Genomic DNA, 25,547 nt, shown 5'->3' with positions numbered 1-25,547 from the left:
TCATGTCCGCACCCGCCACCCCCCGTCGCAGCCCGTTCGCCCGTCCGTCGAAGGACGACGGTCCCCGCGCGAGCCTGCGCCACCTGCTCCCGTTCCTCGCCGACCACCGCGGCACGCTCGTCGCGGTGGCGCTCCTCAGCGTCGTCGGCGCGGTGACCACGCTCGCCCAGCCGCTCGTCGTGCAGCAGGTGATCGCCGAGGTGCAGTCGGGCACCGGGCTCGGCCCGCTCGTGTGGGCCATCGTGGCGCTCGTCGTGGTGACGTCGCTCATCTCCGGCTACCAGCACTATCTGCTGCAGCGCACCGGCACCGCGGTCGTCGCATCGAGCCGTCGCCGGCTCATCGCCCGCATCCTGCGGCTCCCGATCGCGGAGTTCGATGCCCGCCGCACCGGCGACCTCGTCTCACGCGTCGGCACCGACACGACTCTCCTCTATGCGGTGCTCACCCAGGGCCTCGCGGACGCCGTCGGCAACGCCCTCATCTTCCTCGGGGCGCTCATCGCGATGGCGGTCATCGACCCGGTGCTGCTGCTTCTCATCGTCCTCGTGCTGGGCGCGTCGATCGGCGCTGTCGTGGTGCTCTCGGGGCGCATCCGGGTCGCGACGCGCGCGCAGCAGGCGAAGGTCGGCGAGCTGGCCTCCGGCGTCGAGCGCGCGATCGGGTCGATCCGCACCGTGCGGGCGGCAGGCGCGACCGAGCGGGAGACCGCGAGCGTCACCCGCCTCGCCGACGAGGCGTACGGCGTGGGCGTGCGCATCGCGAAGGTGTCGGCACTGGTCGTGCCCGTCGCCGGCATCGCCCTGCAGGTCTCCCTGCTCGTGGTGCTCGGGGTCGGCGGCCTGCGCGTCGCCTCCGGCGAGCTCGGCATCGCGAGCCTCGTCGCGTTCATCATGTTCCTCTTCCTGCTGGTGGCTCCCCTCGGCACGTTCGTCGGCGCGATCCTCTCGGTCAACCAGGCGCTCGGCGCCCTCGGACGCATCCAGGAGGTGCTCGACCTCCCCACCGAGGACGCCGACGACGCGCAGCGCGCCGCGGGCGTCGTCGTCGATGACACGGATGCCGCGGCATCCGCCCCCGCCGTCGAGTTCCGCGACGTGCACTTCTCCTATCCCGACGCCGTCGTCGCGACCCGCCGCCGGGCCGAGGGCGAGGCGCGACGGGCGCTGGCGAGCGTGCGGGTGGATGCGTCGGCGATCGAGGACGACGGGGACGAGGCGGGCGCGCAGGTGCTGCGCGGGGTGAGCTTCCGGGCGCCGCGGGGATCGCGCGTCGCGCTGGTCGGCCCCTCGGGCGCCGGGAAGTCGACGACGCTCGCGCTCATCGAGCGGTTCTACGACGCGACGGGCGGTGCGGTGCTGGTCGATGGGGTGGATGTGCGCCTGCACGATCGCACCGCGCTGCGCGCGCGGCTCGGCTATGTCGAGCAGGATGCCCCGACTCTCGCGGGCTCGATCGGCGACAACCTGCGCCTCGCATCCCCCGACGCGACCGACGAGGCGTGCGAGGCGGTGCTGCGGGCGGTGAACCTCGGCGACGTGCTCGACCGCAGTCCGGAAGGGCTCGATGCGCAGGTCGGCGAGGCGGGAGTGATGCTGTCGGGCGGCGAGCGTCAGCGCCTCGCGATCGCCCGCGCACTGCTGGCCGCTCCCCCGATCCTGCTGCTCGACGAGTCGACGTCGTCGCTCGACGGTCTCAACGAGCAGCGCATGCGGGAGGCCATCGACGCGGTCGCCACCGGTCGCACGCTCGTCGTCATCGCGCACCGCCTGTCGACGGTGGTCGACAGCGACCTCATCGTCGTGATGGATCGCGGCGAGGTCGTCGGGGTCGGCACCCACTCGGAGCTCGTGGCGTCCACGCCGCTCTACCGAGACCTGGCGAAGCACCAGCTGCTGGTCTGAGCGGCAGCCGCCTCACACCTCGGCGGTGTCGAGCGCGCGCGCCAGGGTCTGACGCAGTGCGGCGAGCGTCTCGGGCTCGTCGAACGCGGCACGGACGAGAAGTCCCTGCACGGCGGCGATGACGAGGTCGGCGGTGCGGCCGACGAGGGGATCGTCGGCGGTGAGCTCAGCGCCGGCGCGGGCGCCGACCCAGGGAACGAGCAGCTCGGAGACGCGGGCGCGCATGAAGCCGACGTTCTTCACGCCGACGGCGGCGAGCTCCGGGTCGACGGGCATCTCGGCCCACACACGCAGCAGCACCGGCCCCGCGCTCGCGACGAACATCGTCTCCACGACCGCGAGGAAGAGCCGTCCGGGGCTGATCGTCGCGGTGCCGTCGAGGTCGATCGCCGCGACGACCTGACGGAACCTGTCGTCGAGGATCTCCTTGGCGGCCTCGTGCACGAGCGCCGCCTTGCTGTCGTAGTGCGAGTAGATGGATCCGGCGGACAGCCCCGACTCGGCGATGATGTCGGCCATGGATGTCGCGGCGAACCCCTGACGGGCGAAGCACCGCAGGGCCGCCTCGGCGATCTCGCGGCGGCGGGCGAGGCGGGTCTCCTCTTTCAAGCGGGGCACGTACACAGAATAGGCGTTCTGCTATGGTGATATCAAACAGATCAGATGTTCTTTTTAGAGGGGATCCCCATGGCCGCTCCGGTCCGTCCGCACACCCGCTGGACACTCTCGCTCGCCTTCGGGCTCATCGGCGCCCTCGTCGTCGGGGTCGTCGTGCTCGCCTTCCTCTGGCCCACCAAGACCGCCAGCGCCCATGACCTCCCGATCGGCATCAGCGGCCCGGACGCCGCGGTCACCGCGATCGAGGACGCCGTGGCCGCCCGCGGCGACAGCATCACCTTCGTGGCCGCGACCGACCGCGAGGACGCCGTGCACCAGATCGAGACGCGGGCGACCTACGGTGCGATCGTGCTGTCGGCGACCGCCGCCCCCGAGGTGCTGACCGCCCCCGCTGCGGGAGCCGTGCCGACCCAGCTGCTCACCGGTCTCGCCGCACAGCTGCAGGCCCAGCTCAGCCAGCAGGCGCACGCCGCCGGCGCGCCCACCGTGCCGCAGGTCGCCGTGACCGCCGTCGTGCCGCTGTCGGACAGCGACCCTTCCGGCACCGGCCTCGCCGCCGCCGCGTTCCCACTGACCCTCGGCGGCATGCTGGGCGGCGTGCTCATCTCGCTGCTCGTGGTCGGCCCTCTCCGCCGCCTCACGGCGCTCCTCGCGTACGGCGTCGGGGTCGGGCTCCTCCTCGCCGTGGTGCTGCAGACCTGGTTCGGCTACCTGCAGGGCGACTTCCTGCTCAACGCCGCCGCCATCGCCCTCGCGATCGCCGCGACATCCGCCTTCGTCGTCGGGTGCGCATCGCTCTTCGGCCCCGCCGGCATCGGCATCGGCGCCGTGGTCACCATCCTGTTCGCGAACCCGATCTCGGGCGCGACCATGCCGTGGCAGTTCCTCGTGGCCCCCTGGGGCGCGATCGGGCAGTACCTGGTGCCCGGCGCGGCGTCGTGGCTGCTGCGCGGGCTCAGCTACTTCCCCGATGCCGACGCCACCGCCCAGTGGCTGGTGCTCGGCGGGTGGGTCGTGCTCGGCGTCGTGCTGACGGTCGCCGGCCACTTCCGCTCGCGGCCCGGCATGCGCGTTCCGGCCGCCACGCTCGAGCCCGCCGCCTGAACGATCACCGCGCCGACCGCCCGGGCGGCACGGACGCAACGGGCCCCCGTCGCGCGATCGACGGGGGCCCGTTCGTGCCCGGGAGGGCGAGAGCTACGCGCTCTTGAGGCGGTAGCGCAGCGACGACAGCTCCGACTGGAGCGCCGCCGGAACCCGGCCACCGAAGGTGGCGTAGAACTGCTCCGTGAGATCGGCCTCGGTCAGCCACGAGTCGCGGTCGATCGAGAACAGTTCGGCCAGGTCCTCATCGGGCACCTCGATGCCCTCGAGGTTCAGGTCATCGGTGCGCGGGAGGCGACCGATGGGGCTCGACACGGCGGGGACGCTGCCCTCGACGCGACGGATGATCCAGTCGATGACACGGGCGTTGTCTCCGAAGCCCGGCCACAGGAACCGGCCGTCGGCACCCCGACGGAACCAGTTCACCTGGAAGATGCGCGGCGCACGGTCGAAGCGGAGCTTCTGCCCCACCTCGATCCAGTGGCCGAAGTAGTCGGCCATGTTGTAGCCGCAGAACGGCAGCATCGCGAACGGGTCGCGGCGCAGCTCGCCGACGGTGCCCTCGGCGGCGGCGGTGCGCTCCGACGAGATCGTCGAGCCGAGGAAGACGCCGTGCGTCCAGTCGGTGGCCTCGACCACGAGCGGCACGTTCGTGGCCCGGCGCCCGCCGAACAGGATCGCGTCGAGCGGCACGCCCTCCGCGGCATCCCAGTCGGGGGCGATCTGCGGGCACTGCGCGGCCGAGACAGTGAAACGCGAGTTCGGGTGCGCGGCCGGCCGGCCCGACGCCGGGGTCCACGCGTTGCCCTCCCAGTCGGTCAGCTCTGCCGGCGGCTGGTCGGTCAGACCCTCCCACCACACGTCGCCGTCGGGACGCAGCGCCACGTTCGTGAAGATCGTGTTGCCCCACAGGGTCTCCACCGCGGTGACGTTGGTCGACTCGCCGGTGCCCGGCGCGACGCCGAAGAAGCCCGCCTCGGGGTTGATCGCCCAGAGCCGACCGTCCTCCCCCGGACGCAGCCACGCGATGTCGTCGCCGAGGGTCTCGACGCGCCAGCCGGGGATCGTCGGCCGCAGCATGGCGAGGTTCGTCTTGCCACAGGCCGACGGGAACGCGGCGGCCACGTGGTAGGCCTTGCCCTCGGGGCTGATGACGCGGATGAGCAGCATGTGCTCCGCGAGCCAGCCCTCGTCGCGTCCGATGACCGAGGCGATGCGCAGCGCGAAGCACTTCTTCGCGAGGATCGCGTTGCCGCCGTACCCCGAGCCGTACGACCACACCTCGAGGGTGTCGGGGAAGTGCACGATGTACTTGTCGTCGTTGCACGGCCACGCGACATCCGCCTGACCGGGCTCGAGCGGCGCACCCACCGAGTGCACCGTCTTGACCCACGCAGCGCCGGCGGCGATCTGTTCGACGACCTCCGCGCCGACGCGGGTCATGATGCCGATCGAGGTGACCGCGTAGGCGCTGTCGGTCAGCTGCACGCCGATGTGGGAGAGGGGTCCGCCGACGGCACCCATCGAGAACGGCACGACGTAGAGCGTGCGGCCCCGCATCGCCCCGTCGAACAGGCCCGTGAGGGTCGTGCGGATCTCGGCCGGCGCGACCCAGTTGTTCGTGGGTCCGGCGTCCTCCTCCTTCTCGGAGGCGATGAAGGTGCGCCCCTCGGTGCGGGCGACGTCGCTGGGGTGTGAGCGGGCGAGGTAGGAGCCCGGCCGCCACTCGGGGTTGAGCTTGATGAGCTTGCCCTCGGCGACCTGCTCGCGGAGCAGGGCCTCGTTCTCGGCGCGCGATCCGTCGACCCAGTGCACCCGCTCGGGCTTGAGCAGCGCGGTGAGCTCGTCGACCCAGGCATAGAGCTCCTCGATGGCGGGGCCGGATGCCTCGGGTCGCTGCCCGAAGGCGGCGACGCCGCCGGCGCGGGTGCCGGATGCGGTCGGGGTGAAGGTCTCAGCCAGGGCCATGGCGCGCTCCTCGTGTCGTGACGGTCGGTGTCGTGGACGGGTCGTGCCTCCACTCTCACGGAGGAGCGCGCACTCTTTTCCCACGTTTTCGGCGAAAGAAGATGCGTTCTTTCCGTATACTCAAACAATGGCGACCTCGATCGAGCTGTCCACCCTCGGGCACCGCATCCGACACCGTCGCTCCGAGAAGGGGCTCACCCTCGACGAGCTCGGCGCACTCGTCGGCGTCGCCGGCAGCCACCTCAGCCTCATCGAGAACGGGAAGCGCGAGCCCAAGCTCTCGCTGCTGCAGCAGATCGCCGACGCGACCGACAGCCAGCTCTCCGACCTCCTCTCGAGCGAGCCGCCGAACCGACGGGCAGCGCTCGAGATCGAGCTGGAGCGGGCGCAGGGAGGCCATCTGTTCCGCCAGCTCGGCATTCCGCCGGTGAAGGTGTCCAAGGGGCTCCCCGACGAGACGATCGAGACGATCCTCGGCCTCCACCGGGAGCTGCAGCGCCGTGAGCGCGCCACGATCGCCACCCCCGAGGAGGCGCGGCGCGCGAACACCGACCTGCGCCTGCGGATGCGGGACCAGGACAACTATCTCGGCGACATCGAGCGTCTCGCCGAGAAGCAGCTCAAGGCCGCCGGCCACCACGGCGGCGCCCTCACCCACCGCACGGTGAGCATCATGGCCGAGCAGCTGGGCTTCGAGCTGATCTACGTGAGCGATCTGCCGCACTCGGCGCGCTCGGTCACCGACCTCGAGAACGGCCGCATCTACCTGCCGCCCGCCTCGATCCCGGGCGGCCACGGCCTGCGGTCGATGGCGCTGCAGGCCATGGCGCACCGCCTTCTCGGGCACAAGCCGCCCACCGACTACGCCGACTTCCTGCAGCAGCGACTCGAGATCAACTACTACGCGGCGTGCGCGCTCATGCCCGAGACGCAGTCGGTCGCGTTCCTGCAGCAGGCGAAGAAGGACCGCAACCTCGCCGTCGAGGACTTCCGCGATGCGTTCGGCGTCACCCACGAGGCCGCCGGGATGCGCATGACCAACCTCCTCACGCGGCACTTCGAAATCCCGCTGCACTTCCTGCGCGTCGACGGCGCCGGCGCCGTCTCCCGCGTCTACGAGAACGACGACCTGCCGCTGCCGATGGACGTGACCGGCGCCGTCGAGGGTCAGGTCGTCTGCCGGTGGTTCTCGGCACGGTCGGCGTTCGCCGAGCAGAACCGCACCGTCGAGCACTACCAGTACACCGACACCCCCGCCGGCACCTACTGGTGCTCGACGCAGACGGGGTCCACCTCCGATGGCGAGTTCTCCATCACCGTGGGCGTGCCGTTCGACGACGCCCGCTGGTTCCGCGGCCGTGAGACGCAGAAGCGCGCCGTGTCGCGCTGCCCCGACGAGTCGTGCTGCCGCCGCCCGGCCGACGAGGTCGCCGCCCGCTGGGTCGGCAAGGCCTGGCCGAGCGCACGCGTGCACATGCAGATGTTCTCGCCGCTGCCGACGGGCCTGTTCCCCGGCATCGACGACTCCGAGGTGTATGCATTCCTCGAACGGCACGCGGGCGGCTGATCACCCCAACCCGGGAGCGGACCGGCCGGGGACGACCCGGATGCCTCAGCGCACCGGTCGCTCGCCGGCCCCCGGCACCCAGCGCATCCATGCCGCGACGAACACGACGAGCGCGGCGATGAGCCCCGCGACCACCCACAGCACGACGAGGTAGTCGACCCACGACCCGATCGGAGGGGAGCCGGGGAAGAAGCCGCGCAGCGGCACGATCGCGAACAGCATCGCGCCGATCCAGCTGAGCAGGGTCGCCTCCGTCTTGCGACGCCCCCGGAAGGCCGAGATCGCGACCGTGAGGGCGAGAGCGGGCAGCACCAGCATGAGGGTGATCAGGACGATCGCGAACGCCACCGTCGACGCGGAACGGGAGGCGGCGACATCCGTCACCAACACCTCGTCGTTCGTGGAATCGGGCTGACCGCGGAACTCGACGTTCCAGCCGGGCACCCGGTCGGACACCTGCCAGCTGACCGGCACGGTGTGCAGTGTCGTGCCGTCGTCGGCGGTCTGCGCGAGGGCGATGTTCATCTGCGACACCGCGTATCGATCGAAGGGCCACTGCTCGACGAGCCCGGACGTGATCACCTTGACGCTCACGACAGACGGAGCCTGCCCCGCCGCGAAGGTGATCGTGCGCGGACCGTCGACATCGCTGATGAGCAGCGTGAGCGGCTTCGTCAGGAACAGGCCGCCGCCGGTGAGCGACTCCCCCGGCTGCACGTCGATCGACAGGGTGAGACGGTTGCCGGCGGCATCCATCGACTGCGGGCTGAGCACCACGACCGCCTGCGGGTTCGCCGCGCTGATCGGGGTCGACGTCGAGCCGGCCGCGCTGATCGCGTAGAGCACGGCGACGGTCACGTAGACCGCGACCACCACGACCGCGCCGACGGCGATCCAGAGAAGCCCGCGGCGTGGGCGCGGCGCAGGGGCGGGGGCCGCGGGCGCGTCGGCGCCGGTCTCGGTGCTCACGCGATCAGTGTGTCAGACGGCGGACCCCTCACCCGCCGAGGAACCCGGTGTAGCGGGAGAGTGCGGCCTCGATCTCGCCCGGCGCGACCTGATCGGCGGCGGTGGCGAAGAGCGTCGCGACCGGGCGTTGGGCGAGACGACCGCGGGCGCGAGAGTGGGTCCACGTGCCGATGACGCGGCCCCGATGCAGCAGCACGGGACTCAGCACGCCGTTGGCCGTGGGTCCCACCGCGCTCAGATCCTCCGGAGCGCACACCGCGCTGCGATCGACGTACGACAGCACGTACTCGTCGAAGGCGGGGAGGGCGACGAGGTCGGGCGCCGCGGGGTCGCGGGGTGTGAGCAGCGGCGCCCACAGGTCGTCGTCGAGCCTTTCCACATCGGTCGCCGCGAGCGCGGCGGCGCGCGCGGCGGTGCGTGTGAGCCCCATCCACCAGGCGAAATCGCGGCTGGACGCCGGACCGTGCCCGTGGACGAAGCGGGTGAACAGCGTCGCGAGGTCGGCGGCCTTCCCGTCGGGGACGACGTCGTCGACGAGCACGAACCACTGCTCGCGGGACAGCCCATCGGGCTCCGGGCGGGTCGGTCCCTGGCAGATCAGACCGCGCAGGCTCAGCGCCTGAAGGAGGAGCGAGCCACGCATGTCGCCCGTGTCGAGGCCGTCGGCACGCATCACGTCGAACAGCTCGGCGCGCGACAGGCGGCCCGCATCGGCGAGCGCGCGGTGCACGGAGCGCTCGACGCGGGTGATCACAGCCGCGTCGATCCCGCGGCTGCGGTGCACGCTCGCGGCCTGGGCGTGCTGACGATCGGCGGTGAGGGCGAGGAACGAGCGGAGGTCGCCCGCCGCGACGATGTGCAGGGTGCCGCGCTGCGTCCACGAGCGCACGAGCAGGCCGTCGTCGAACGCACTGTCGACCGCGGCCGCGCCCGGCGTGCCCGAGGTGCGCAGTGCGAGTCCCCACCGCCCGGCCCACCACTCCTGCGCCTGGGTCGCGACCATGTGACGTGCCGCCGCCACCACCCCGCCCTCGGGCGCGGCGAGCAGGTGCGAGCGCAGGCGGTGCTCGATCAGGTCGACGGATGCCACCGCGTCAGTCTGGCGGCACCCGTCGACATCGGCGAACTCAGGCGAAAGGGTCCGGCGTCAGCGTGTACTTGGTCTGCAGGTACTCGTGGATGCCCTCGGCGCCGCCTTCGCGGCCGAGCCCGGAGAGCTTCCACCCACCGAAGGGGGCGGCGGCGTTCGACACGACGCCGATGTTCAGGCCCATCATCCCGGTCTCGAGGCGCTCGATCATGCGCTGCCCGCGGGCGAGGTTCTCGGTGTAGACGTATGACACGAGTCCGTACTCGGTCGAGTTGGCGAGCGCGACCGCGTCGTCCTCGTCATCGAACGGGACGATGGCGAGCACCGGTCCGAAGATCTCCTCGCGCAGGATGTCGCTTCCCGCCGGCACGTCGGAGATCACCGTCGGCTCGAAGAACGTACCGGGCCGGTCGATCGGCGAGCCGCCGGTGCGCAGGCTCGCGCCGCGCCCGACGGCGTCGGCGACGAGGCTCTGCGCCTTGGCGACCGCACGGTCGTCGATGAGCGGGCCGATGGTGACGCCGTCCTCGGTGCCGCGGCCGATGCCGAACGCCTCGACCCGCTCGGTGACCCGGCGGGCGAACTCGTCGGCGACCGAGCGGTGCACGATGAAGCGGTTCGCGGCGGTGCAGGCCTGGCCGATGTTGCGGAACTTCGCGGCGATCGCGCCGTCGACGGCCTTGTCGAGGTCGGCGTCGTCGAACACGACGAAGGGCGCATTGCCGCCGAGCTCCATGGAGGTGCGCAGCACGCCCTGCGAGGCCTGCTCGAGCAGACGCTGGCCCACCGGGGTGGAACCCGTGAACGAGAGCTTGCGCAGCCGCGGGTCGCGGATGATCGGCTCCGACACGGCGCCCGAGGTGGAGGTCGTGATGACGTTGACGACACCGGCGGGCACGCCCGCATCTTCGAGCAGCTTGGCGAAGGCGAGGGTCGTGAGCGGGGTCAGCTCGGCGGGCTTGACGACCACCGTGCACCCGGCGGCGAGCGCGGGCGCGATCTTGCGGGTCGCCATCGCGAGCGGGAAGTTCCAGGGGGTGATGAGGAAGCAGGGCCCGACGGCGTGCTGCGAGACGATCATGCGGCCGGTGCCCTCGGGGTTCGCGCCGTACCGGCCCTGCACGTGGGCGGTCTCCTCGCTGAACCAGCGCAGGAACTCGCCGCCGTACGCGACCTCTCCGCGGGCCTCGGCGAGGGGCTTCCCCATCTCGAGGGTCATCAGCAGCGCGAAGTCCTCCTTGCGCTCCTGCAGCAGGTCGAACGCGCGGCGCAGGATCTCGGCGCGCTGACGTGACGGCGTGCGCGACCACGTCTCGAACGCGGTGGCCGCGGCATCCAGTGCCGCGATGCCGTCGGCGGGCGAGGCATCCGCGATCTCCTTGATGAGCTCCCCGGTCGCCGGGTCGTAGACCTTGACGGTGCTCTCGCGTTCGCCGCGACGCCATTCGCCGCCGATGAACAGGCTGTCGGGGACGGCGGCCAGCAGGTCGCGCTCGCGGTTCTCGCTCATGGGACTCCCTCGTCACGGGCGACCGCGCGGGCGCCCTGGTATGGATCGTATACGATCAATCGGTGGTTCGGTCCCATTCTCACGCCGTCGTGCGCGGGACGTTTCGCCATCACGGCGATCACACGAACGTCACCTCGACAGCGCGGCGCATCGGCGGTCGCTGACGACGGTCTCCGCACGCGTCGTATACTCACCGTGTCCGCGGGCATCGACGCCCCGGTGCTCGAAAAAAGGGCACGAAGCCGCCTGCCGGCGCGCGAGACACACACGGCCTCAGTTCCGTTCCTGTCGAAAGCGCTTCGCCATGCCCACCGTCTCCGCCCACGTCGCCCACACCCTCGCCCGACACGTCGATCACGTCTTCGGCGTGATGGGCAACGGCAACGCCTACTTCCTCGATGCCCTCGTGACCGGCACCGCCGCGACCTACACCGCGCTGCGGCACGAGGCGGGCGCGGTCGTCGCCGCCGACGCGCACTACCGCGCGTCCGGACGCATCGCCGCCGCCACCGCCACCTACGGCGCCGGCTTCACCAACACCCTCACCGCCCTCGCCGAGGCGGTGCAGGCCCACGTGCCGCTCGTGCTCGTCGTCGGCGACGAGCCGACATCGGGGCCACGTCCGTGGGACGTCGACCAGATCGCCCTCGCGTCGGCCGTCGGCGCGCGCACGTACACGGTCGGGCGCACGGATGCCGCGGCCACCACGGCGATCGCCATCGAGCACGCCCTCGCCTACCGGGTACCCGCGGTGCTCGCGATCCCCTACGACGTCGCGCGGCGCGACGCGGGTGACGTGCCGGATGCCGCGGCCCCCGCGGTGCCCGCACCGCTGGCCGTGCAGCCCGGCTTCGACACGGTGACCCTGCGTCGGGTCGGCGAGCTGCTCGCCGGGGCGTCGCGGCCCGTGCTGATTGCGGGGCGCGGTGCCTGGCTGGCGGGGGCGGGCCCGGCCCTCGACGCCCTCGCGTCGGCGACCGGCGCGCTCACCGCCACGACCGCGCTCGGGCGCGGCCTGTTCGCCGACCCGGCGCGCGACCTGGGCGTCACAGGCGGCTTCGGTGCGGACGGTGCGATGGCCGCCATCGCGCGGGCCGACGTCGCCGTCGTGTTCGGCGCCTCGCTCAACCAGTTCACGATGCGCTTCGGCGAGCTGTTCTCCCCGGGCACGCATGTCGTGCAGGTGGATGTGGCGCCGGCGGCGACGCATCCTCATGTCGGTGTGTACGTGCGCGCCGACGCGCGGCTCGCCGCCGAGGTGCTGCGTGACGCCGTCGGCTCCGCGTCGCGAGCGCCCTGGGCGTCCGCCGACGAGGTCGCCGGCTGGCGGGCGCGGGAGGCCGGCGACGCACTCGCGCCGGACGGCCGCCTCGATCCCCGCTCGGCCGCGGCGCGCATCGGTGAGCTGCTGCCGCGCGACCGGGTGGTCGTGAGCGACGGCGGACACTTCCTCGGCTGGTCGAACATGTACTGGGATGTCGCCTCCCCCGACCGCGCCATGATGGTCGGCACCGCCTACCAGTCGATCGGACTGGGGCTCGCGAGCGTGCCGGGCGCAGCCCTCGCGCGGCCGGACTCGACCGTGGTGCTCACGACCGGCGATGGCGGCGGACTGATGGCGCTCGCAGACCTCGAGTCGGCGGTGCGGGTGGCGGGCGGCCGGGGGGTCGCGGTCGTGTGGAACGACGGCGCGTACGGCGCCGAGGTGAACCTCTACGGCCTGAAGGGCCTCGCGACGGAGCCCATGCTCATCCCCGACGTCGACTTCGCGGCCCTCGGGACGGCCGTCGGTGCCGAGGGAGTCGTGGTGCGCTCGCTCGCCGACCTCGACCGGCTCGGTACGTGGGCGGCGGAGCCGGTCGGCGAGCGGCGGTTCCTCATGCTCGATCTGCGCATCTCGCCCGACGTGATCGCGCCCTACCAGCGGGAGATCATCCGCGTGAACTCCTGACGCAGACGACCGTCACCGAGAGGGGGAATGCCGGTCCCTGGCGCAGCGTTGTGGTGCGGGCGCACACTGGAGCGCGACGAAGGGAGCCGCCATGGAAGGCCTCGAACTCACGGTGCTGCTGGGGGTCTCGATCCTCGTCGGGACGCTGCTCGCGCCGAGGCTGCGGCTCGCCACCCCGCTGGTGCTCCTGATCATCGGGCTCGCGCTCGGATTCGTGCCGGCCCTGCGCGGTGTGGAGCTCCCGCCGGAGACCGTGCTGCTGCTGTTCCTCCCCGTCATGCTGTTCTGGGAGAGCCTCACGACATCGCTGCGGGCGGTGCGCCGGTCGCTGCGCTACATCGTGCCGATGAGCACGCTGCTGGTCGTGGCATCCGCGTTCGCCGTCGCCGGCATCGCCGCGGCGATGGGTGTGCCGTGGGAGGCGGCCCTGCTGCTGGGGGCGGCGGTCGCCCCGCCGGATGCCACGGCGGTCGCGGCGCTCGGACGCCTGCTGCCCGCGCGCACCTTCATGAAGCTCAAGGCGGAGAGCCTGACGAACGACGGCACGGCCCTCGTGCTCTACGCGATCGCTCTCTCCCTCGCCCTCGGCGGCCAGATCACGCCGTGGAGCGTCACCCTCACGGTGCTCGTGTCGTACGTCGGCGGAGCCGCGGCCGGTATCGTCGTGGCGGCCGCCGCGTATCTGCTGCTGCGGCGCCTGTCGGGAACCCTCGCGATCAACCTGACCCTGCTGCTCGTGCCGTTCACCGCCTTCCTCATCGCCGAGCTGATCGACGCGTCGGGCGTGCTCGCGGTCGTGTTCGCGGGCATCATCGTGGCCTGGGTCTCGCCGCGGGTGACGACAGCCTCGTCGAGACGGCAGGCGGATGCCGCGTGGCCGCTCGGCGTCTACCTGCTCAACGGTGCGCTGTTCGTGCTCATCGGTCTCGAGGTGCAGCACGTGGTGCACGAGATCTCCCCCGCGCAGATCGGGTGGCTCTCGCTCGTGACCGTGGGCGCCTGGCTCGCGCTCCTGGTCGTGCGCTACCTCTTCCAACTGCTGTTCGCCCCGTTCTCGCGCCCGCCCGCGGGCGCGGCCGCCGGTCCCCGGCACCGGTCGCGCCTCGTGAGCACGGTGGCCGGATTCCGCGGCGCGGTCTCGCTCGCGATCGCTCTCTCGGTGCCGACGGTGACCGCGGCGGGCGCGCCCCTCGACGGACGCGACGCCGTCGTGTTCGTCACCGCCGGGGTCATCGTGCTGAGCCTGCTCGTGCAGGGGCCGCTGCTCGTCGGCGTCGTACGGTGGGCGCGCCTGCCGCAGGACGACGCCGACCTCGACGAGATCGAGATCGCCCAGCGGGCGATCTCGGCGGCCGCCCTCGCGGCCCTCGACGACCTCGCCCTCGAGCACGGCATCAGCGACGACGTGCGCGACCGCGCGCGGCGCGACGGCTACGAGCACCTCGAGCTCGCCAACGCCCGTGCACTCGAACGACAGCGTCAGACGCTGCTCAACCGCGAGATCGCCGAGCTCGAGATCGTGATCGCGACGACCGACGACGACGCGGTGCGCGCGGACACCTCGACGACGTCGTTCGTCGCGCCGAGCGGTGCCGCGGCGGCGGCGCCTCTCGAGATGCTCGCGTCGAGCACCGACGTGGATGTCGCGCAGCGCTCCCCGATCGTGCGGTTCGACGAGGCATCACGACTGCGGCTCGCCCTGCTCGGACGCAAGCGCGAAGTGCTGCTGCGCCTGCGGCGCGAGGGCACGATCGACGACCTCGTCGCCCGGCGACTGCAGTCGGGCCTCGACCTGGAGGAGCTGCGGCTCGACGGCGCCCGCGCGCCGCGGTGAGTCAGACGGCGGCCGGCTGCCGCTGGGGCAGCAGGGTGCCCTCGAAGAACGCGGCGAGCGCGTCGGTGTCGGCGAGCGAGAGCACGTCGGCGACGTACTGGTCAGGGCGCACGACCACGACCGCGCCCGCCCGGTCGATGCCGCGCTCGGCGTAGATGTCGCTGTCGTTCCAGCGGCTCGCGCCGGCGGCGAACACCTTCTCCCAGTCGGTGATCCCGAGCGCGCCGTTGCGCGGACGGAACACCCGCGGTGCGGCCGTGACGTCGACGTCCTCGAAGCTCTGGGGCACGATCGCCTTGACGTCGAACACGGCGTCGAGCGCGGCATCCGCGGGGGTGAAGCGCCGCACCGGCGACGCGTCGGCCGTGAGCAGCCAGTCGGCGAACCGCGAGAGCGCGGACCCCTCGGCGAGTCCGTCGGCGTCGCCGAACGCGTAGATGCGCCAGCGGCCGTCGGCGCGCGCGTGGTGCCCGAGGTGAACGACGTTGCCATCGCTCGCCAGCACGACGGGCGAGGACTTGAAGCGCTTGCCGAGCGGGAACCCGGTGGCGAGCTCGGGGCGGGCGTGGGCGGCGACGATCGACGACGGCGGGTACTGGGTCATGAACCCCGACGGGAACTCGGCGGTGGCGAGGTAGTAGGTCGCGAGGTCGCCGGGGTCGGAGATCTCCTCGGGCTTGCGCGCCATGAGCGACGACCACTCCCGGTCGAAGTCGATGAGCTGCTGGGCGACGGGCTGCCGCTCCGACGAGTACGTGTCGAGCAGCGTCTCGGGGCTGAGGCCTGTCAGCACGGAGCCGAGCTTCCAGCCCAGGTTGAAGCCGTCCTGCATCGACACGTTCATGCCCTGCCCGGCCTTCGCGCTGTGCGTGTGGCACGCGTCACCGGTGAGGAACACCCGCGGCGAGCGCGACCCGTCGTCGGGCACGTCGTCGAACCGGTCGGTGACGCGGTGTCCCACCTCGTAGACGCTGTGCCACGCGACATCCTTCACGTCGATCGAGTACGGATGCAGGATCTCGTTGGCCCGACGGATGACGTCCTCGATGGGCGTCTGACGCACGCGGTGGTCGTCATCGGCGGCGACCTCGCCGAGGTCGATGTACATGCGGCTGAGGTAGCCGCCCTCGCGCGGGATGTGCAGGATGTTGCCGGCCTCGGAGTTGATCGCGCACTTCACGCGCCAGTCGGGGAAGTCGGTCTCGACGAGCACGTCCATGACCCCCCAGGCGTGGGCCGAGATGCCGCCCAGGTGGCGGCGGCCGATCGCCTCGCGCACCTGGCTGCGGGCGCCGTCGCAGCCGACGACATACTTCGCCCGCACGGTGCGGGCACCCTCGGCGGTACGCAGCTCGACGGCGAGCGGATACTCCGCGGCGTCGTCGCGGGTGAGACCGGCGAACTCGACGCCGAAGTCGGGAACGATGCGGCCGGGGCCGGCGGCGGCGGCCTCGGCGAAGTAGTCGAGCACGCGCGCCTGGTTGACGATGAGGTGCGGGAACTCGCTGATGTCGAAGGCGTAGTCGGCCGTGCGGGAGCGCCGCACGATGCGGGTGGGATCGTCGGGGTCGGGTCCCCAGAAGTTCATCCAGCCGATGTTGTAGGCCTCGGCCACGATGCGCTCGGCGAACCCGAAGGCCTGGAACGTCTCGACGCTGCGCGGCTGGATGCCGTCGGCCTGGCCGAGCACGAGGCGTCCCTCCCGCTTCTCGACGATGCGGGTCACGACGCTCGGGTACTGCGAGAGCTGGGCGGCGAGGAGCATGCCGGCGGGGCCCGACCCGACGATCAGCACGTCGACGGCGTCGGGGAGATCGGCGGGCCGGTCGAGGCCGATGCCGGCGGCGGGCTGCACCCGCGGGTCGGTGGACACGTAACCGTGGTGGTGGAACTGCATCGTCTTCGATCCCTTCCTGCGACATCGACGTCGAGGGTGTGGACGGCGGGGCGCTCGCGCGCTATGTTCTATATTCGAACATGCCGTTCTACTATTGAATGGATCGTATACGACGACGTCCGGCGCCCACAAGGGAACGGCGACGAGAGGATGCCGCATGCCCCCCGAGAGCGCCCGCGATCAGCCCGCCTCACAGACCCTCAGCCGCGGCATCCGCGTGCTCGAGGTGCTCGCCGAGGCGACCGGTCCGCTCTCGATCGACGAGGTCTCCGCGCGACTCGGCGTGCACCGCTCGGTCGCCTACCGGCTCGTGCGCACCCTCGAGGACCACGCACTCGTCGTGCGGGACGCCGGCGGCAGGCTCGCCCTCGGCGCCCGGCTCGCCGCGCTTGCCTCGCGGGTCTCCGCCGACCTGCAGGCCGAGGCACTGCCCGAGCTCACCGCCGTCGCCAACGAGCTCGGCATGACGTGCTTCCTCGCGGTGCACGACCGCGACGAGTGCGTCACCCTCGCCAGCGTCGAACCGCGCCACGCCGTCGCCTCGGTCGCCCAGCGACCGGGTGCCCGTCACGCCGTGACCGTCGGCGCACCCGGCAAGGCGATCCTCGCGCAGCTCGCCCCCGGCGAATGGCCCCCCGGCGCCTCCGACGCCCTGCGCGCCCAGGTGCGCACCGCCGGAGAACGCGGATACGCGACGAGCGCCGACGAGGTCATCCCGACCGTGCAGGCCGTCGCCGTGCCGCTCGCCCTGCGCGGACGGCCCGCCGCCGCCATCGCCGTCGTGCACGTCGCCAGCCCCGACGACCCCGAGCCCATCGCCCGGCGCCTCGAGCGGTGCGCTGCGGCGATCCGCTCGGCCCTCGACGGCTGACGGATCAGCGCGCGGCGGGGGTCACCAGGCGGAACACCTCGACGACGCCCGGTCGGGCGCGACGACGAGGCCCGCACCCCGACTCCTCGGACGTGCGGGCCTCGTCGCGAAACGCGTCAGCCGCGCGCCGCTCCGTAGATCGGGCTCTTCGCCTGCTCGGCCTCATGCTCGGGGCCGAGCGGGATGCCGCTGCGATCGCGCAAGAGGAGCGTCGCGATCAGGCCGATCACCGTCATGCCGGCGAGGTAGACCGTGACCGACAGGGTCGAGCCGGTGGCCTGCACGAGCGCCGTCGCAATGGTCGGAGCGAACGCGCCACCGAGGATCGCCCCGAGCGCGTACGAGATCGACACCCCGGAGAAACGGATCGAGGCGGGGAACAGCTCGGAGTACAGGGCCGCCTGAGGACCGTAGGTGAACCCCAGTCCGATCGTGAGGATGGCGAGTCCGAGGAACAGAGCGCCCACGCTGCCGCTGTTCACGAGCGGGAACAGGGTGAAGACGCCGACAAGCTGGGCGACCCATCCGATGATGTAGGTGGTGCGACGCCCGATGCGGTCGCTGAGCCATCCCGCGACCCACGTGGCGATGAGCCATGTGACAGCGGATCCGGCGACCGCCCAGAGCACCGGTTCACGGTCGAGCGCGATCGGACCCTTCGGGTCGGTGGCGTAGTTCTGGATGTAGCCGCCGGTCGTCATGTACCCGACCGCGTTGTTGCCGGCGAAGACGAGCGCCGCGATGATGACGAGCAGGGCGTGACGCCGGAACAGCTGCACGATGGGCATGCGCGTCTGCTCCTTGCGCTCGGCGATCTCGACGAAGACCGGGCTCTCCTCGACGCGACGACGCACCCAGTAGCCGATGAAGATGAGCACGATGCTGAGCAGGAACGGCACTCGCCATCCCCACGCGAGGAATGCGTCCCCGCGTGCGATGAGCGCCATAAGGGCCATCACGCCGGACGCGAGCAGAAGCCCGATCGGCACGCCGATCTGGGGCGAGGCCCCGAAGAGACCGCGCTTCGTGCGCGGCGCGTGCTCGACGGCCATCAGGACGGCGCCACCCCATTCGCCTCCGGCGGAGATGCCCTGCAGGACGCGGAGCAGGATGAGGATGAGCGGCGCGCCGATCCCGATCGCCGAGTACGTCGGCAGAAGTCCGATGAGCGCCGTCGCGGCGCCCATCAGGATGAGCGTGAGGACGAGCACGCGGCGACGGCCGATGCGATCGCCGAAATGGCCCGCGAGGAATGCTCCGAGCGGACGGAACAGGAAGCTGATCCCCACCGTGAGGAACGAGAGGATCGTGGCGACGCCGGCACCGGCCGGCTTGAAGAACAGCTCGCCGAACACGAGTCCGGCGGCCGAGGCGTAGATGAAGAAGTCGTACCACTCGACCGTGGTGCCGACGACTGTGGCGAAGACGACGCGTCGACGGTCGACCGCCGACGCGATGGTTCCGGTGGGCGTCAAGCCCTGCTGTGCTTCTGCGCTCATGCGCGGTGACTCCTTCGTCAAGGGGACTTCATCGTCTCCGGCAGGGTGATGGTGCGGCTTGCCGGTGTGCGGTTGATCATATACGATTTCGAATACGACGCAAGAGCGAGGGAGCTCATGACTCACGACACCGATACCGCGGCCGATCCGCGGTTCGCGGCACTGCCGACGAGGCCTGGCAAGGTCATCGCCGTGCACCTCAGCTACGCGTCCCGCGCCGACCAGCGGGGCCGCCGGCCTGCGCAGCCGAGCTACTTCCTGAAGCCGTCGAGCACCCTCGCCCCCACCGACGGCGTGCTCGTGCGCCCCGCCGGCACCGAGCTGCTCGCCTTCGAGGGCGAGATCGCGCTCGTGATCGGCACCCCCGCCCACCGGGTGACGCTCGCCGACGCCTGGGCGCACGTCGGGTGGGTCACCGCCTCGAACGACGTCGGCGTGTACGACCTCCGCGCCGTCGACAAGGGATCCAACGTGCGCTCCAAGGGCCGCGACGGGTTCACCCCGATCGGGCCCGGCCTCATCGACGCGCGCACCGTCGACCCCGCCGCGCTGCGCGTGCGCACCTGGGTCGACGGCGTCCTCGCGCAGGACGACACCACCGCCGACCTCATCTTCCCCCTGGCCCAGATCGTCGCCGACCTCGCCCAGCACATGACGCTCGAGCGCGGTGACGTCATCCTCACCGGCACCCCGGCGGGCTCGTCCGTCGTGCGCCCGGGGTCCGTCGTCGAGGTCGAGGTCGACGCCCCGGATGCCGCGGGCTCCCCCACGTCGGGCCGCCTGCGCTCGCGCGTGGTCGAGGGCGACGACGTCTTCGACGAGACCCTCGGCTCGCTTCCCGCGGTCGACGACACCCAGCGCGCCGAGGCCTGGGGATCGCGCGAGGAGGCGGGCCTCCCGCCGCTCCCCCGCCCGTTCGCCCTCGACGACGACCTGCGGGCGAAGCTCGCCCTCACCCCGGTCGCCGGCCTCTCGGCGCAGCTGCGCAAGCGCGGGCTCAACAACGTGACGATCGACGGCGTGCGGCCGCTGCATCCCGATCAGAAGCTCGTAGGACTCGCCAAGACGCTGCGCTTCCTCCCGCATCGCGAAGACCTGTTCGCCTCGCACGGCGGCGGCTACAACGCGCAGAAGCGCGCCTTCGACGACGTGCGACCGGGTGAGGTCATCGTCATCGAGGCCCGTGGCGAGAGCGGCTCCGGCACGCTCGGCGACATCCTCGCACTGCGCGCTCAGGCGCGCGGCGCGGCCGGCGTCGTCACCGACGGCGGCGTGCGCGACGCCGACGCCGTCACCGCCGTGGGCATCCCGGTCTACACGGTGGGCGCCCACCCCGCCGTGCTCGGACGCCGCCACGTGCCCTGGGACGTCGACGTCACGATCGCCTGCGGCGGCACCGTCGTGCAGCCCGGAGACGTCATCGTCGGCGACGCCGACGGTGTCATCGTCATCCCACCCGCCCTGGTCGCGGAGGTCGTCGAGGCGGCCCTCGCACAGGAGGAGGAGGATGCCTGGGTGGCGGACCGCGTGCGGGAGGGACATCCCGTCGACGGCCTCTTCCCGCCCAACGAGGAGTGGAAGGCGAGGTACCGCGCATGGCGCGAGACGAACTGACGAGCGAGCGGGGCGCCGAGCGCCTCGCCGACCTGAGCAAGTCGCAGCAGGCGTACCACTTCATCAAGGAGCGCATCGCGAGCGGCTTGTTCGCGCCCGGCCACCGCCTGGTGCTCGGCGGCATCGCGGGCGAGCTCGACATGAGCGTGGTGCCGGTGCGCGAGGCGATCCGGCAGCTCGAGGCCGAGGGGCTGGTGACCTTCGAGCGCAACGTCGGCGCGCGGGTCTCGATGGTCGACGACACGCAGTACCGCTACAGCATGCAGGCCCTGAGCATCCTCGAGGGGACGGCCACAGCGCTCGCCGCCCGCCGGCTCACGGCCGACGACCTGCGCCGGGCCCGCCGCATCAACGAACTGATGATCGAGACCCTCGACAGCTTCGACCCCCGCGCGTTCACGAGTCTCAACCACGAGTTCCACTCGACGCTGTTCTCGAAGTGCGCGAACCCCCGCATGCTCGAGCTCGTCGAGGCGGAGTGGGGCCGGCTCGGCCATCTGCGCGACTCGACGTTCAGCTTCGTCCCGGGCCGCGCCCAGGAGTCGGTGCACGAGCACGAGAACATCGTGCTGCTCATCGAGCAGGGCGCCCCCCTCGGCGAGATCGAGAAGGCGGCCCGCCGCCACCGCTCCGCCACGCTCGACGCCTACATGATCCACGAACACCCCGACGAAGCCCTCGGGCTTCCCGCCTTCTGACCCTTCGAGGAGGTCCCATGTCCGACACCACCGTCGCACTCGACACCCACCACGTTCCCGCCGATCTGCCCACGCGCATTCAGCACTACATCGACGGCGCCTTCGTCGACTCGATCGACGGCGACACGTTCGACGTGCTCGACCCGGTCTCGAACGAGGTGTACCTGCAGGCCGCCGCCGGCAAGAAGGCCGACATCGACCGCGCCGTCGCCGCCGCGCGCCGCGCATTCGACGAGGGTCCGTGGCCGCGGATGCTGCCGCGCGAACGCGCCCGCGTGCTCACCCGCATCGCCGACATCGTCGAAACCCGCGACGCCCGCCTCGCCGAGCTGGAGTCGTTCGACTCGGGGCTGCCGATCACACAGGCGCTCGGCCAGGCGCGCCGCGCCGCCGAGAACTTCCGCTTCTTCGCCGACCTGATCGTCGCCCAGGCCGACGACACCTACAAAGTGCCGGGACGCCAGATCAACTACGTGAACCGCAAGCCGATCGGCGTCGCGGGTCTCATCACCCCGTGGAACACCCCGTTCATGCTCGAGTCGTGGAAGCTCGCCCCCGCGCTCGCCACCGGCAACACCGTGGTGCTCAAGCCCGCCGAGTTCACGCCGCTGTCGGCGTCGCTGTGGGCCGGCATCTTCGAAGAAGCCGGCCTGCCGCAGGGCGTCTTCAACCTCGTGAACGGTCTCGGCGAGGACGCCGGCGACGCCCTCGTGAAGCACCCGGACGTGCCGCTGATCTCCTTCACCGGCGAGAGCCGCACCGGCCAGATCATCTTCGGCAACGCGGCCCCGTTCCTCAAGGGCCTGTCGATGGAGCTCGGCGGCAAGAGCCCGGCGATCGTGTTCGCCGACGCCGACCTGGATGCCGCGATCGACGCGACCATCTTCGGGGTGTTCTCCCTCAACGGCGAGCGCTGCACCGCCGGCAGCCGCATCCTCGTCGAGCGCGGGATCTACGACGAGTTCGTCGAGCGCTACGCGGCACAGGCGAAGCGCGTGACGGTGGGCTACCCGCACGACCCCGCCACGGAGGTCGGCGCGCTCGTGCACCCGGAGCACTACGCGAAGGTCATGAGCTACGTCGAGATCGGCAAGTCCGAGGGGCGCCTGGTCGCGGGCGGGTCCCGTCCGGAGGGCTTCGAGACGGGCAACTTCGTGTCGCCGACGGTGTTCGCCGACGTCGCCCCCGACGCGCGCATCTTCCAGGAGGAGATCTTCGGCCCGGTCGTGGCGATCACGCCGTTCGACTCCGACGAGGAGGCCCTCGCCCTCGCCAACGGCGTGCGCTACGGACTCGCCGCCTACGTGTGGACGAACGACCTGAAGCGCGCCCACAACTTCGCGCAGGCGATCGACGCCGGCATGGTGTGGCTGAACTCCAACAACGTGCGGGACCTGCGCACTCCGTTCGGCGGCGTGAAGGCGTCCGGCCTCGGCCACGAGGGCGGCTACCGCTCCATCGACTTCTACACCGAGCAGCAGGCCGTGCACATCACCCTCGGCGAGGTGCACAACCCGACCTTCGGCAAGGGCGCGAGCACCCACCACTGACCCGGATGCCGCGGGCAGTCGCCGCGGCATCCCTTCTTCTTCCCACCATCGAGCAAGGACGCTGACATGACCAATCCCGAAGACCGCACCCTGACCTCGTCGGGCTTCTACGTCTCCCAGGAGGCGCCGATCCGCACCGACAACCCGGTGCCCACGCCGACCTCGCCGGCACCCGACATCCTGCGGTGCGCGTACATGGAGCTCGTCGTGACCGACCTCGCCGCGTCGCGCGAGTTCTACGTCGACGTGCTGGACCTCGTGGTCACCGAGGAGGACGAGAACACGGTCTACCTCCGCTCGATGGAGGAGTTCATCCACCACAACCTGGTGCTGCGTCAGGGCCCGGTCGCCGCCGTCGCCGCGTTCTCGTACCGCGTGCGCACGCCCGAGGACCTCGACCGCGCGGTCGCGTTCTACACCGAGCTCGGATGCCGCGTCGAACGTCGTGCGGAGGGCTTCACGAAGGGCATCGGCGAGTCGGTGCGCGTCGAGGACCCGCTCGGCTTCCCGTACGAGTTCTTCTACGAGGTCGAGCACGTCGAGCGTCTCGCCTGGCGCTACGACCTGTACACCCCGGGCGCGCTCGTGCGTCTCGACCACTTCAACCAGGTCACCCCCGACGTGCCCCGCGCGGTCGCGTTCATGCAGGATCTCGGCTTCCGGGTGACCGAGGACATCCAAGACGACGAGGGCACCGTCTACGCCGCGTGGATGCGCCGCAAGCCCACCGTGCACGACACCGCCATGACCGGCGGCGACGGCCCCCGCATGCATCACGTCGCCTTCTCGACCCACGAGAAGCACAACATCCTCGCGATCTGCGACAAGCTCGGTGCCCTCCGCCGCTCGGACGCGATCGAGCGGGGACCGGGTCGCCACGGCGTCTCGAACGCGTTCTACCTCTACCTGCGCGACCCCGACGGCCACCGCGTCGAGATCTACACGCAGGACTACTACACGGGCGACCCCGACAACCCGGTCGTGACGTGGGACGTGCACGACAACCAGCGCCGCGACTGGTGGGGCAACCCCGTCGTGCCGTCGTGGTACACCGACGCGTCGCTCGTGCTCGACCTCGACGGCAACCCGAAGCCCGTCGTGGCACGCACGGACGCCTCGGAGATGGCGGTCACGATCGGCGCCGACGGCTTCTCCTACACGCGACGCGACGAGGAGAGCGTCGCCGCAGGCGAGTTCAAGCTCGGCGCGCAGCTGTAGCGTTCAGGGCGAGAGGAGACATCCGGATGCTGCCCCCCGAGGTCATCGCCTCGCTCGCCGAGGAGCTCGCGGTCGCCGACCGCGAGAAGCGTGTCGTGCCGCGCATCACGGCGCGCCACCCCGACGCGACCGTCGAGGACTCCTACGCCATCCAGGGCGTATGGCGCGACCGCAGCCTTGCGGCGGGCCGTCGCCTCGTCGGCCGCAAGATCGGGCTGACGTCGCGGGCGATGCAGCAGGCGACCGGCATCACCGAGCCCGACTACGGAGTGATGTTCGACGACACGGTGTGGGAGAGCGGCGCGACGATCCCGTTCGACGCGTTCTCGAACGTGCGCATCGAGGTCGAGCTGGCGTTCGTGCTGGCCGCCCCTCTCGAGGGTCCGCACTGCTCGGTGTTCGACGTGCTGCGGGCAACCGAGTACGTGACACCGGCACTCGAGGTGCTGAACTCCCACATCGAGCTCGACGGGCGCACGATCGTCGACACGATCAGCGACAATGCCGCCTACGGCGGCATGGTGCTGGGCGGGTCGCCGGTCGCCCCAGACGCTGTCGACCTTCGCTGGATCTCGGCCCTGCTGTACCGCAACGAGACGATCGAGGAGACCGGTGTCGCGGCCGGCATCCTCGGCCACCCCGCCCTCGGGGTGGCGTGGCTCGCGAACAAGCTGCACCAGCACGGCGCCCGGCTCGAGGCGGGGGAGATCATCCTGGCGGGCTCGTTCACCCGCCCGACGTGGATCTCGCGCGGCGACACCGTGCTCGCCGACTACGGACCGCTGGGGGTCATCTCGTGCCGCTTCGCCTGACCCCGACCCTGCGCGATGTGCTCGCGGCGCAGCGCGCCTCTTCGTCGCCGCGCGCGCTGGCGGGCATCTGGGCCTGCACCGGCTCGCCGCTCGTCGCCGAGATCTGTGCGGGGTCGGGCCTGGACTGGGTGCTCATCGACATGGAGCACTCCCCCAACGGCCTCGCCGATGTGCTCGCGCAGCTGCAGGCGGTGGCGTCGTACCCCGTGACATCCGTCGTACGGGTGCCGATCGGCGACACCGTCACCATCAAGCAGGTGCTCGATCTCGGCGCGCAGACGGTGCTCGTGCCGATGGTGTCCTCGGCCGCGCAGGCCGCCGAGCTCGTCGCCGATGTGCGCTACCCGCCCCACGGTCGCCGCGGCGTCGGCTCGGCGCTCGCCCGCTCGGCACGCTGGAACCGCGTCGACGACTATCTCGCCGACGCCGACCGGCACGTCTCGCTGTTGGTGCAGATCGAAACGGCCGAGGGCGTGGCCGCGGCCGCCGAGATCGCAGCGGTCGACGGCGTCGACGGTGTGTTCGTGGGTCCGAGCGACCTGGCGGCATCGATGGGCGTGCTCGGCCAGCAGACTCATCCCGATGTCGTGGCGGCCGTACACCGGGCGTTCGACGCGGTCCGCGCGGCCGGGAAGCCGGTCGGCGTGAACGCGTTCGACCCGGCTGTCGCCGATGCCTACATCGCCGCGGGCGCGTCGTTCGTGCTCGTGGGCGCCGATGTCACCCTGCTCGCCCGCGGTTCCGAGGCCCTCGCCGCCCGCTTCGTGCCGGGCGACGACGCGGCGCCCCGCGCCGGCTACTGACGCGTCGCTGACAGAAAGGGCGGGGGGTGTCGAGAACCCCCGGCGCTCTCGACACCCCCCGCCCTTTCTG

At 71.6% G+C, this 25,547-nt stretch carries 19 protein-coding genes; 12 read left to right on the top strand and 7 right to left on the bottom strand.

The annotated features are described in order from the left end of the window. Positions 1 to 2: 2 nt before the first annotated feature. The gene (locus RR49_RS11370; RefSeq protein ID WP_045248214.1) at positions 3 to 1,904 is read left to right on the top strand and encodes an ABC transporter ATP-binding protein; all 1,902 of its coding nucleotides are present in this window, start codon (positions 3 to 5) and stop codon (positions 1,902 to 1,904) included. 12 nt (positions 1,905 to 1,916) lie between these two features. On the opposite strand, the gene RR49_RS15165 is transcribed toward RR49_RS11370, so the two are convergent. Continuing rightward, positions 1,917 to 2,522, bottom strand: coding sequence for a TetR/AcrR family transcriptional regulator (locus RR49_RS15165; RefSeq protein ID WP_162237836.1), 606 nt, complete (start codon positions 2,520 to 2,522; stop codon positions 1,917 to 1,919). Between the two features lie 69 nt (positions 2,523 to 2,591). On the opposite strand from RR49_RS15165, the gene RR49_RS11360 reads away from it, so the two are divergent. Next, on the top strand, positions 2,592 to 3,626 hold the full coding sequence (locus tag RR49_RS11360; protein ID WP_045248213.1) for a hypothetical protein: 1,035 nt from the start codon (positions 2,592 to 2,594) through the stop codon (positions 3,624 to 3,626). 93 nt (positions 3,627 to 3,719) lie between these two features. Here the strand turns inward: RR49_RS11360 and RR49_RS11355 are convergent, their stop codons facing one another. Further along, positions 3,720 to 5,594, bottom strand: coding sequence for a phosphoenolpyruvate carboxykinase (GTP) (locus RR49_RS11355; protein ID WP_045248212.1), 1,875 nt, complete (start codon positions 5,592 to 5,594; stop codon positions 3,720 to 3,722). A gap of 127 nt (positions 5,595 to 5,721) precedes the next feature. Between RR49_RS11355 and RR49_RS11350 the strand changes: the two genes are divergently transcribed. Then, positions 5,722 to 7,161: a helix-turn-helix transcriptional regulator gene (locus tag RR49_RS11350; RefSeq protein WP_045248211.1), complete on the top strand. Its 1,440-nt coding sequence runs from the start codon at positions 5,722 to 5,724 to the stop codon at positions 7,159 to 7,161. Between the two features lie 45 nt (positions 7,162 to 7,206). Here RR49_RS11350 and RR49_RS11345 read toward each other — a convergent pair whose 3' ends face one another. Genes RR49_RS11345 through RR49_RS11335 form a run of 3 tightly spaced genes read right to left on the bottom strand, consistent with a single transcriptional unit; the run spans position 7,207 to position 10,730 of the window. Then, the gene (locus RR49_RS11345; RefSeq protein WP_045248210.1) at positions 7,207 to 8,130 is read right to left on the bottom strand and encodes a DUF4436 family protein; all 924 of its coding nucleotides are present in this window, start codon (positions 8,128 to 8,130) and stop codon (positions 7,207 to 7,209) included. A 28-nt stretch (positions 8,131 to 8,158) separates the two neighbouring features. Next, positions 8,159 to 9,220: a winged helix DNA-binding domain-containing protein gene (locus tag RR49_RS11340; protein WP_045248209.1), complete on the bottom strand. Its 1,062-nt coding sequence runs from the start codon at positions 9,218 to 9,220 to the stop codon at positions 8,159 to 8,161. Positions 9,221 to 9,257: 37 nt separating this feature from the next. Next, entirely contained in the window at positions 9,258 to 10,730 is a 1,473-nt protein-coding gene (locus tag RR49_RS11335; RefSeq protein ID WP_045248208.1) for an NAD-dependent succinate-semialdehyde dehydrogenase, read from the bottom strand. Between the two features lie 304 nt (positions 10,731 to 11,034). Between RR49_RS11335 and RR49_RS11330 the strand changes: the two genes are divergently transcribed. Together RR49_RS11330 and RR49_RS11325 are read left to right on the top strand one after the other, a co-directional pair. Further along, positions 11,035 to 12,681 carry a thiamine pyrophosphate-binding protein gene (locus RR49_RS11330; RefSeq protein WP_045248207.1) on the top strand — a complete coding sequence of 549 codons (1,647 nt, stop codon included), beginning with the start codon at positions 11,035 to 11,037 and terminating at the stop codon, positions 12,679 to 12,681. A gap of 91 nt (positions 12,682 to 12,772) precedes the next feature. Beyond that, positions 12,773 to 14,515 (top strand): Na+/H+ antiporter, encoded by a 1,743-nt coding sequence (locus tag RR49_RS11325; protein WP_045248206.1) that lies wholly within the window; start codon positions 12,773 to 12,775, stop codon positions 14,513 to 14,515. Position 14,516: 1 nt separating this feature from the next. Here RR49_RS11325 and RR49_RS11320 read toward each other — a convergent pair whose 3' ends face one another. After that, positions 14,517 to 16,412 carry an FAD-dependent monooxygenase gene (locus RR49_RS11320; RefSeq protein WP_045248205.1) on the bottom strand — a complete coding sequence of 632 codons (1,896 nt, stop codon included), beginning with the start codon at positions 16,410 to 16,412 and terminating at the stop codon, positions 14,517 to 14,519. A 157-nt stretch (positions 16,413 to 16,569) separates the two neighbouring features. Between RR49_RS11320 and RR49_RS11315 the strand changes: the two genes are divergently transcribed. Continuing rightward, positions 16,570 to 17,283 (top strand): IclR family transcriptional regulator, encoded by a 714-nt coding sequence (locus RR49_RS11315; protein ID WP_045248204.1) that lies wholly within the window; start codon positions 16,570 to 16,572, stop codon positions 17,281 to 17,283. Positions 17,284 to 17,399: 116 nt separating this feature from the next. On the opposite strand, the gene RR49_RS11310 is transcribed toward RR49_RS11315, so the two are convergent. Then, the gene (locus RR49_RS11310) at positions 17,400 to 18,782 is read right to left on the bottom strand and encodes an MFS transporter (RefSeq protein WP_045248203.1); all 1,383 of its coding nucleotides are present in this window, start codon (positions 18,780 to 18,782) and stop codon (positions 17,400 to 17,402) included. 117 nt (positions 18,783 to 18,899) lie between these two features. On the opposite strand from RR49_RS11310, the gene RR49_RS11305 reads away from it, so the two are divergent. The 6 genes from RR49_RS11305 (at position 18,900) to RR49_RS11280 (ending at position 25,477) form a co-directional block, all read left to right on the top strand. Beyond that, a complete protein-coding gene (locus tag RR49_RS11305) occupies positions 18,900 to 20,396 on the top strand; it encodes a fumarylacetoacetate hydrolase family protein (RefSeq protein ID WP_045248202.1) in 1,497 nt (498 codons plus the stop codon). Continuing rightward, positions 20,378 to 21,094 (top strand): GntR family transcriptional regulator, encoded by a 717-nt coding sequence (locus RR49_RS11300; protein WP_045248201.1) that lies wholly within the window; start codon positions 20,378 to 20,380, stop codon positions 21,092 to 21,094. Before RR49_RS11305 ends, RR49_RS11300 begins: the two co-directional genes overlap by 19 nt. A gap of 17 nt (positions 21,095 to 21,111) precedes the next feature. Continuing rightward, complete coding sequence (gene hpaE / locus RR49_RS11295; RefSeq protein WP_045248200.1) at positions 21,112 to 22,644, top strand: 5-carboxymethyl-2-hydroxymuconate semialdehyde dehydrogenase; 1,533 nt, start codon at positions 21,112 to 21,114, stop codon at positions 22,642 to 22,644. A 66-nt stretch (positions 22,645 to 22,710) separates the two neighbouring features. Further along, complete coding sequence (gene hpaD / locus RR49_RS11290) at positions 22,711 to 23,862, top strand: 3,4-dihydroxyphenylacetate 2,3-dioxygenase (RefSeq protein ID WP_045248199.1); 1,152 nt, start codon at positions 22,711 to 22,713, stop codon at positions 23,860 to 23,862. 26 nt (positions 23,863 to 23,888) lie between these two features. Then, on the top strand, positions 23,889 to 24,674 hold the full coding sequence (gene hpaH, locus RR49_RS11285) for a 2-oxo-hept-4-ene-1,7-dioate hydratase (RefSeq protein ID WP_045248198.1): 786 nt from the start codon (positions 23,889 to 23,891) through the stop codon (positions 24,672 to 24,674). After that, positions 24,659 to 25,477: an aldolase/citrate lyase family protein gene (locus RR49_RS11280; RefSeq protein ID WP_045248197.1), complete on the top strand. Its 819-nt coding sequence runs from the start codon at positions 24,659 to 24,661 to the stop codon at positions 25,475 to 25,477. The genes hpaH and RR49_RS11280 overlap by 16 nt, the downstream gene beginning before the upstream one ends. The last annotated feature ends 70 nt before the right edge of the window (positions 25,478 to 25,547 follow it).

Origin of the sequence: Microbacterium ginsengisoli (genome assembly GCF_000956535.1) — a bacterium.
GTDB classification, from domain to species: Bacteria; Actinomycetota; Actinomycetes; order Actinomycetales; family Microbacteriaceae; genus Microbacterium; species Microbacterium ginsengisoli.
This window is presented reverse-complemented; position numbering and strand designations above follow the sequence as displayed.

Coding starts and splice junctions, on each gene's coding strand:
- RR49_RS11370 (WP_045248214.1), top strand. CDS start 3: ATGTCCGCACCCGCCACCCCCCGTCGCAGCCCGTTCGCCCGTCCGTCG.
- RR49_RS11360 (WP_045248213.1), top strand. CDS start 2,592: ATGGCCGCTCCGGTCCGTCCGCACACCCGCTGGACACTCTCGCTCGCC.
- RR49_RS11355 (WP_045248212.1), bottom strand. CDS start 5,594: ATGGCCCTGGCTGAGACCTTCACCCCGACCGCATCCGGCACCCGCGCC.
- RR49_RS11350 (WP_045248211.1), top strand. CDS start 5,722: ATGGCGACCTCGATCGAGCTGTCCACCCTCGGGCACCGCATCCGACAC.
- RR49_RS11335 (WP_045248208.1), bottom strand. CDS start 10,730: ATGAGCGAGAACCGCGAGCGCGACCTGCTGGCCGCCGTCCCCGACAGC.
- RR49_RS11330 (WP_045248207.1), top strand. CDS start 11,035: ATGCCCACCGTCTCCGCCCACGTCGCCCACACCCTCGCCCGACACGTC.
- RR49_RS11325 (WP_045248206.1), top strand. CDS start 12,773: ATGGAAGGCCTCGAACTCACGGTGCTGCTGGGGGTCTCGATCCTCGTC.
- RR49_RS11320 (WP_045248205.1), bottom strand. CDS start 16,412: ATGCAGTTCCACCACCACGGTTACGTGTCCACCGACCCGCGGGTGCAG.
- RR49_RS11315 (WP_045248204.1), top strand. CDS start 16,570: ATGCCCCCCGAGAGCGCCCGCGATCAGCCCGCCTCACAGACCCTCAGC.
- RR49_RS11310 (WP_045248203.1), bottom strand. CDS start 18,782: ATGAGCGCAGAAGCACAGCAGGGCTTGACGCCCACCGGAACCATCGCG.
- RR49_RS11305 (WP_045248202.1), top strand. CDS start 18,900: ATGACTCACGACACCGATACCGCGGCCGATCCGCGGTTCGCGGCACTG.
- RR49_RS11300 (WP_045248201.1), top strand. CDS start 20,378: ATGGCGCGAGACGAACTGACGAGCGAGCGGGGCGCCGAGCGCCTCGCC.
- hpaE (WP_045248200.1), top strand. CDS start 21,112: ATGTCCGACACCACCGTCGCACTCGACACCCACCACGTTCCCGCCGAT.
- hpaD (WP_045248199.1), top strand. CDS start 22,711: ATGACCAATCCCGAAGACCGCACCCTGACCTCGTCGGGCTTCTACGTC.
- hpaH (WP_045248198.1), top strand. CDS start 23,889: ATGCTGCCCCCCGAGGTCATCGCCTCGCTCGCCGAGGAGCTCGCGGTC.